General features: G+C 59.7%; 9 protein-coding genes and 1 pseudogene. 6 read left to right on the top strand and 4 right to left on the bottom strand.

Annotated elements, in window-relative coordinates:
• Both FS320_RS46375 and FS320_RS35695 read left to right on the top strand, forming a co-directional pair.
• Positions 1-305 (top strand): hypothetical protein (locus FS320_RS46375; RefSeq protein WP_162003459.1); only part of this gene is annotated, 305 nt, incomplete at its 5' end.
• Positions 306-726: 421 nt separating this feature from the next.
• Entirely contained in the window at positions 727-936 is a 210-nt protein-coding gene (locus FS320_RS35695; RefSeq protein ID WP_152717095.1) for a hypothetical protein, read from the top strand.
• A gap of 213 nt (positions 937-1,149) precedes the next feature.
• On the opposite strand, the gene FS320_RS35700 is transcribed toward FS320_RS35695, so the two are convergent.
• Entirely contained in the window at positions 1,150-1,350 is a 201-nt protein-coding gene (locus tag FS320_RS35700) for a hypothetical protein (protein WP_152717096.1), read from the bottom strand.
• A 168-nt stretch (positions 1,351-1,518) separates the two neighbouring features.
• On the opposite strand from FS320_RS35700, the pseudogene FS320_RS35705 reads away from it, so the two are divergent.
• A pseudogene (locus tag FS320_RS35705) lies at positions 1,519-1,932 on the top strand (DDE-type integrase/transposase/recombinase); the annotation flags it as partial.
• A 74-nt stretch (positions 1,933-2,006) separates the two neighbouring features.
• Here FS320_RS35705 and FS320_RS35710 read toward each other — a convergent pair.
• Positions 2,007-2,525: a hypothetical protein gene (locus FS320_RS35710; protein ID WP_152717097.1), complete on the bottom strand. Its 519-nt coding sequence runs from the start codon at positions 2,523-2,525 to the stop codon at positions 2,007-2,009.
• 418 nt (positions 2,526-2,943) lie between these two features.
• Between FS320_RS35710 and FS320_RS35715 the strand changes: the two genes are divergently transcribed.
• Both FS320_RS35715 and FS320_RS35720 read left to right on the top strand, forming a co-directional pair.
• Positions 2,944-3,852 carry a complex I NDUFA9 subunit family protein gene (locus tag FS320_RS35715; RefSeq protein WP_152717098.1) on the top strand — a complete coding sequence of 303 codons (909 nt, stop codon included), beginning with the start codon at positions 2,944-2,946 and terminating at the stop codon, positions 3,850-3,852.
• 117 nt (positions 3,853-3,969) lie between these two features.
• Positions 3,970-4,233 (top strand): hypothetical protein, encoded by a 264-nt coding sequence (locus FS320_RS35720; protein WP_152717099.1) that lies wholly within the window; start codon positions 3,970-3,972, stop codon positions 4,231-4,233.
• A 335-nt stretch (positions 4,234-4,568) separates the two neighbouring features.
• On the opposite strand, the gene FS320_RS35725 is transcribed toward FS320_RS35720, so the two are convergent.
• Positions 4,569-4,859: a hypothetical protein gene (locus tag FS320_RS35725; RefSeq protein WP_152717100.1), complete on the bottom strand. Its 291-nt coding sequence runs from the start codon at positions 4,857-4,859 to the stop codon at positions 4,569-4,571.
• The gene (locus FS320_RS35730) at positions 4,856-5,599 is read right to left on the bottom strand and encodes a Crp/Fnr family transcriptional regulator (RefSeq protein WP_152717101.1); all 744 of its coding nucleotides are present in this window, start codon (positions 5,597-5,599) and stop codon (positions 4,856-4,858) included. The genes FS320_RS35725 and FS320_RS35730 overlap by 4 nt, the downstream gene beginning before the upstream one ends.
• Before the next feature lie 517 nt (positions 5,600-6,116).
• Here FS320_RS35730 and FS320_RS35735 point away from each other — a divergent pair.
• Positions 6,117-6,347: a phage integrase N-terminal SAM-like domain-containing protein gene (locus FS320_RS35735; protein ID WP_152717102.1), complete on the top strand. Its 231-nt coding sequence runs from the start codon at positions 6,117-6,119 to the stop codon at positions 6,345-6,347.
• The last annotated feature ends 103 nt before the right edge of the window (positions 6,348-6,450 follow it).

Below are 6,450 nucleotides of genomic sequence, written 5' to 3' on the forward strand. Positions count from 1 at the left end.
CGGCCGGCTTCCTCATGGGCTTTGGTTTCCCGACCGGAATGCGGCTGGTGTCGGCGATCGACAAGAAACCAACCCCGTGGTTCTGGGGCATCAACGGAGCAGCCGGTGTGCTCGCGGCCAGCGTCGCTGTGCTGACGAGTATCGAATTCGGCATCGATACGACGCTCCGGATTGGGGCGATCTGTTACCTTTTGCTGCCCGGACCTGCTGTGCTTCTCGCCCGATGTGCCCGGGCGATGCGCGAGAGCGGCAGTTCAATGAGAGGCGAAGTTTCACCTTCGAAGCTCGACGCCACCTCGGTCTGATGATCGCGATCCTACGAGGAGTGCCACCGACATGCCTGACTCATACGCTCTGGTCTAAGCTGCGGCCCTTGAGACCCTCTCCTCCATAGCTTGTGAGAGACAATGACGATCACACGATTCACCCAAGCTCCGCTGGACAAGGCGGACGAACTCGTCGACAAGCCAGTCGCCATGTCCAACAACGCGGTCAAAACGCGCGAGCGGCTGTTTGTGGACCTGAAAGAGGAGCTGGAGCCGCTGGCTACCTTTCAGGACGAACATCAATTTGCGGCCCTCTCGATCACATCATGCCCCTTGGTGCAGGAGACCAGGCACGAGTGCTCCGCTTGTGTCGGCAAGGCCTCGCCGATTATCATGCGGGCGGGACGACCAGGATCCCAAAGCGGAGGACAATCGGGATTGAGCCGCAAAAGGAGGATCCATGCCTGTCTTCAAGCACCTCGCCGAAGGCGAAAAGCCTGCCGATCCGGATCGGTATATTCTCATTGAAGTCATTCACGAGCCGGCCATCGGGACGCAGTACACCGTGACTGGAAAGGTCTTGATCGGGGTCGCCAACCGCCCGGCAGTTTCTCAAGCCACACACTCGAAGATGCACGCGGACGGGCTCTGGAATTGGCCAAGGCCGTGAACGTGCCGATCATCTACTTGAGCAGCGGCATTGCCCGTACAGAAACGTAAGCTCGCACGGGCGTTTCGAGGGAATGTTGGCAACAGTCGGCCGCCGAAGCAGATAAAGAACCCGGCCTGTGGGCCGGGTCCGGATCGGTGCGCAGTCAGGAGCATCAAAACGGCTTCTGATCAACGCGCGATGCCCTGCTCCCGCTCCTGAAGGGACACATCCCTACACGTTCCTGCCACGCCGAGAGAAGTACCAGATCGCTGCAATGACGATGATGATCAGCAGGATCACCCACCAGTAGTCCATGATCCCGCCACCGGCATCGCCGGCCGGAGGAGCGCCGGGCGTGGCGGGCGGGGTTTGCGCCCATGCAGGCGATACAACCAGGAAGATAAAGCTCATGAAGGCCGTGACTTTGTTCATGATTGCGTCTCCGGTTGAGGAGGCCCAGCACAGCTCTTCCATGTATTGCTAAGTTGGGCTCCTCAGGGAACGCCGTGTGGGAGGGCAGGTTCCTATGCAAGCCAATCCAGGAGGCCTAAGTTTCGCTTCACATGAGTCTAGGAGGAGCTGCTCCTCGAGTTCCCCGACGTGTACCGCGCCATCGACCGCAATGGCGACACCGTCGAGTTTTGGTTCAGCGAGCGGCCAAACCTCACCGCGGCCAAACGGTTTCTGCGCAAGGCGCTTAAGCGCCATGGCCAACCCGCGCGAATCGTGATCGACGGCAGTCACACCAACCGAGAGGCGATCCTGGCCTGTGGTATGACGGACCGACTTCGTGACGGATCAAGGCGCAAGAAGTCGATCCGGATCCGGCAGAGCCGCTATTTGAACAATCGCATTGAGCAGGATCATTGTGCCATCAAACGGCGGATGCGGCCGATGTTCGGGTTTCAGACCGGGGGCAGTGCCCGCGTGATCCTGGGCGGGACCGAGATGATCCACATGATGCGCAAACAGCAGCTATCCCTTGCGGATCAGTTCGAGCGGCTCGACGCATAATAGCCAGCGCGGAACGTTCCCATTTCTTCGGCTCAAGTCTGGATTTGCGACCGATCCACTGGAACAGACAACAGTCATTGCTCGACTTGGAATGCTTCGAGCTTTGGCGGACTTCCATCGGTGGCAAAGGCTCCCTCGTAGCGACCGATTTCGGTGTGAGCCACGCACTCAATCGTCGATCCCTTGAGGTTTGGGTCGCCAAAGCGGCAGAAGCCCACTGCGGGATCCTCCTTGCCCTCCTCATTGTTCGGGGCAGCAGTCGTCGCAGCCAGAATGACTTTCTCGATCGCCTGGACCACAATGCCCGGGCCTTGTTCGATCCGCCGAGAACCATCGCCGGAAAATGACAGAATGGTGCTCTCGGTCATAAACCAGTACGAACTCACCCCGGTGCTGTAATTCATGTTCACCAGGAGGTTCTTGCAGCCCTCTACCGCAAGACCTGCGTGAACCAGCTTGGTACACTCACCAGAGACGGTGACCATCTGGGCGATCTTGTTGGTTTCGGCTTGCTTCTCCGGCCTCGCCTGAGGGGCAGCATCCTCGCTGAACGTAGCCGCAAAGAGGAGGGCAATCGCCAGAGACAGCTTCATAGCATGCCTCCATCATAGCTCGGGTTTCACTATAGATCTGCCAACCCAGCGCTGTCGATCGAACTCGAGCTAAAGTCTCTTTAGGGTCGAGCCTGTGTCAAAACGCGGACGAGCTGCTTCGTGGAGCAATTTAATTTCTTGCAAGCGTGATTAGACCGGGAAATCCCCGGCACATTGGCGTGAATTTGTACAAATAGTTCGCCGAGATCCGCTTCATTTGAGTTTTGACACGGCCTCGGTCAGGTCTGGTAGTTCTCTTGCCCTTCGGGAACGTCCCGTATTCGCTGCCAAAGCTGACACTTGGTTTATTTCAGAGAAGTGCCACTTCTGGACCTTCGAAGCGATAAACATGGTATTGAGGAGGGAGAGACTGCAGTAGCAGCAGTCGACTGGCCATATTCCGGGACTTAGCCAAGTGATGACGCAAGTCACGGTTTTCGGCGGATCAGGCTTTATCGGTCGGCATCTGGTCGAGCATCTCGGCAGGGCGGGAGCATCCGTACGGGTCGCGACGCGTCATCCTCCCCAAACAGCAGAGCCTTCAAGGTTGGCACGGATCCAACAGGTCGAGGCCGACATTCTCGATGACGAGGCTGTCCAGGCAGCCATCCGGGGAGCGGATACGGTCATCAATCTGGTTGGCATTCTCTCGCAAGCGCACCGGCAAACCTTCACGGCCCTCCATGAAGCTGGGGCTCGCCGGGTGGCGGCCAGCGCCAAGCACTTGGGTGTCAAGCAACTCATTTACGTGTCGGCGCTTGGGGCCGGCCGCACCGCACCAGCGCTAGCGGACCGCTCCAAGGCGGCTGGCGAAGTGGCGGTGCGCACTGCATTCCCTGACGCGACGATCATCCGGCCCAGCTTGGTCTACGGATCAGACGATCACTTCTTCAACGGCTTTGCCGCACGGGCGCGACGGCTCCCGGCCCTGCCGCTGATTGGCGGCGGCCAAACCAGGTTTCAGCCCGTTTATGTCGAGGACGTCGTGGCAGGATTCACCGCCATTCTGGCGACCCCGGCGAGCCGTGGGAAGATCTACGAGTTCGGAGGTCCCCGGGTCTACACCTTTAAGGAGCTGCTGGAGTTTGTCTGTGCCACGATCAGGGTCCGACCGTTGCTGGTGCCCGTGCCCTTCTGGGCGGCTGAGCTGCTAGGCGGGCTGCTGCAAGTGTTTCCCGGTGCTCCGCTCACCCGTGATCAGGTCCGGCTGCTGAGAACGGACAAGGTGGTCAGCAGCTTCGAGCCGACACTCGCGGATATCGGGGTTGAAGCAAGAGCCCTCGAGACCGTCGTCCCCGAGTATCTGACAGTCCACCAACGCGGCTGAGCTCGGCGGTGCTCTTCTGACTGTCATGAAGCTATGCACATTTTGGCCATTAACATAGGTTAACAACCTCGGCCGCCGACGCTGACAAGAAAAACCAAGAATGTCAGAGGAGATGCCATGCCCAAGAGCCCAATTGCTCAACAGCGCCACCATTCGCCCGGCTTTTATTCCACCATCAGAGAAGTTTTGCACACACTTGGCAACATCGATTTTCAGAACGAATTTGATTTAGACAGAGTGGACAAGGGCGTGCCGGACGAGGAGCTGAAGCAATACATCAAGCAGCAGATCCGCGCCGCACATCAGCGGAAACGCCAGTCGTATGTTGACCTTCTGCATGAGCTCCGGAAGCAGCGGGCTCACCAATCCTTCGCAGCCTGACGGCGCTGACGCGGCGTCTCGAGCCTGAGCCCACGACGCTGGTCAATGGAACTGAGCTTGGAAGCGCGACCTCGGCATCGATACTTGCTCGTCCGACGGTACGCCAATCGATCCTAGGCCGGACATGGAGCAAGGCACGAGTCCTAAGCGGGCAGAAGGAGCACCAATGTAATCTCGCCTTATCCGTAAGCCAGCAATTCCGGGCTGACGGGTTGGTCACCTGGAGCGACAAAAGGATCGTGATCGAGGACTGGGCGTACCTGCAAGAAGCCGCGGAGTTCGATCCGACTTTCCTGAACCTGGAACACGAGCGGTGGTGACCGCGGCAAGCCGATTCAAGCGGCTCGCCCTGCCGTGCCTTTGAGATGTCGGGTAATCCATTCTTTCGCTGTGCCGAGATCCCGAAAGGTAGGCTTGTGTGGTCCCTCCAGCCGGCCAAACCCCGCCTCGAGGTACCACCGCCCGGCCAGCTCCTCATGCAGTTCGGACAGGCGGACCAGAACGGCAACCAGCCGGTCATCCGCAAAGATCAGACAGCCCTCTTCGTCATCACAGCCCACAGCGACCTGCACTGGCTGCTCTGTGAGAGAGAGGCGGTCCCCGTGATCGTGCTCGGCAGAAGTCATGGTCTCGCCTCCCGACCATCGAGGTGGAGGTAGAGCGGGTTGAACTTGGCGCGTTGCCGCAGGCGCTCCCAATCGTTGATGCACAGGGAGCCTCTGCCCAGGGTGATCAGGCCATCTCGTCTCAGGTCCTGGATCACCCGATTGACATGAACGGTGGTCAAGCCGAGCGCATCGCCCAGTTCCGTCTGGGTTATGGGAAACGCGCAGGTTTGCTCATCCTCGGCTAAGCCAACGGCCTTGAACCGCACCAGCAACTCGCATAGCACGTGGGCGAGCCGCTCATGCGCCGATTTCTGGCCCAAGCCAACCATCCACAAGCGGAACATCGCCGCATCGACGATGGTGTCCCGCCACAAGGCATTCGCAATGGTGGGATGGCGCGCATTGAGCTCGTTGAGGCTCTGATGCGGGATGAACGCCACCGTCGTGGGCACAAGGCTAGCGACGCTGTGGTCCATGGTCGTGATATGGAGGCTCTGTAGGTCGGGGATGTCGCCCGGAATGTAGAAGCCCATGATCTGGCGGCGGCCATCGTCCAGCATCAGGTAGCGGAACACCATGCCTTCAAGGACGAGGCAGCACTCCGCCGGATTGTCGCCCTCGCGGAGGATGTCCTGATCCGCCTTGAAGGCTTTGACAGTCAGGGGCAAGCCACGCAGGGCCTGCTTCTCCTCGTCCGAGAGAGCGGCCAGGGTCTCCAGCTTTCGGATCAGCCTGTCGACATGCTGAGAGGGGTTCATGGCGTCCTCCCTTGCGGTGCAGGCGGGAGCGCATCGAACTCTCAGGCATCGGCGCCTGTGATGGAACAGCCGATGCTTTCACTAAGATAGCTCTTGCTCAGACGTGATGAAAGGCGGGGATGGCTCGCTTTGACCTCATCTCTGTTTGATCGGCATCCCTGCTCGACCAGACAGAGCCTGAGCCTTTGACCCATCGACGTGGCGGCTTGCTCCAGGTGTGGGCGCTCAGAGGTAGGGCCAAACGGGACTGAGCCGTCTGTGCGGGAATGTCGGCTTGGGGTCAACCCAGGGAAATCCCTGGCCCTCAGGAACGTCCGGTGTTCCCAGATTGAGCGGACATTCCGCTTAGGTCAGCCCCGTGCCAATGAACGAACCCGCTCGCGCGGGAAGGCACTGCGGCTGGGGCAGTGCAATGGCTTTGGGGCGGTAACCCGCTGAAGGGCACACGATGACAGGGCTGGGTCCTGTCTTGAGGATCGAGGGGTTTGGTCCCTCCACCTCACGACAGGAGCCCTCGATGACCGAGACAGCCATCAGCCCGCTGCGCCAGCGCATGATCGACGACATGACGGTGCGCCATTTCGTCGAGAAGACCCGCACCGATTACATCCGCCAGGTCAGACGCTTCGCGGCCTTCCTCGGCCGCTCGCCGGAGACCGCCTCGCCCGAGGATATGCGGCAGTTCCAGTTGCACCTGACCGAGAGCGGCGTGACCCCGCCCAGCTGTAGTAGCTGGAACTTGATCTGACATTTGGCGTCCGAGAGTTGGTCGGGCTCATCTGTCCGATGATGTTTTCAAGCGGCGATCATCTTCTCCTTCGCTAACGGGATTGCATCGAGGAAGGTCTGCA

Source organism: Microvirga tunisiensis (assembly GCF_009296175.1).
Taxonomy (GTDB): Bacteria; Pseudomonadota; Alphaproteobacteria; order Rhizobiales; family Beijerinckiaceae; genus Microvirga; species Microvirga tunisiensis.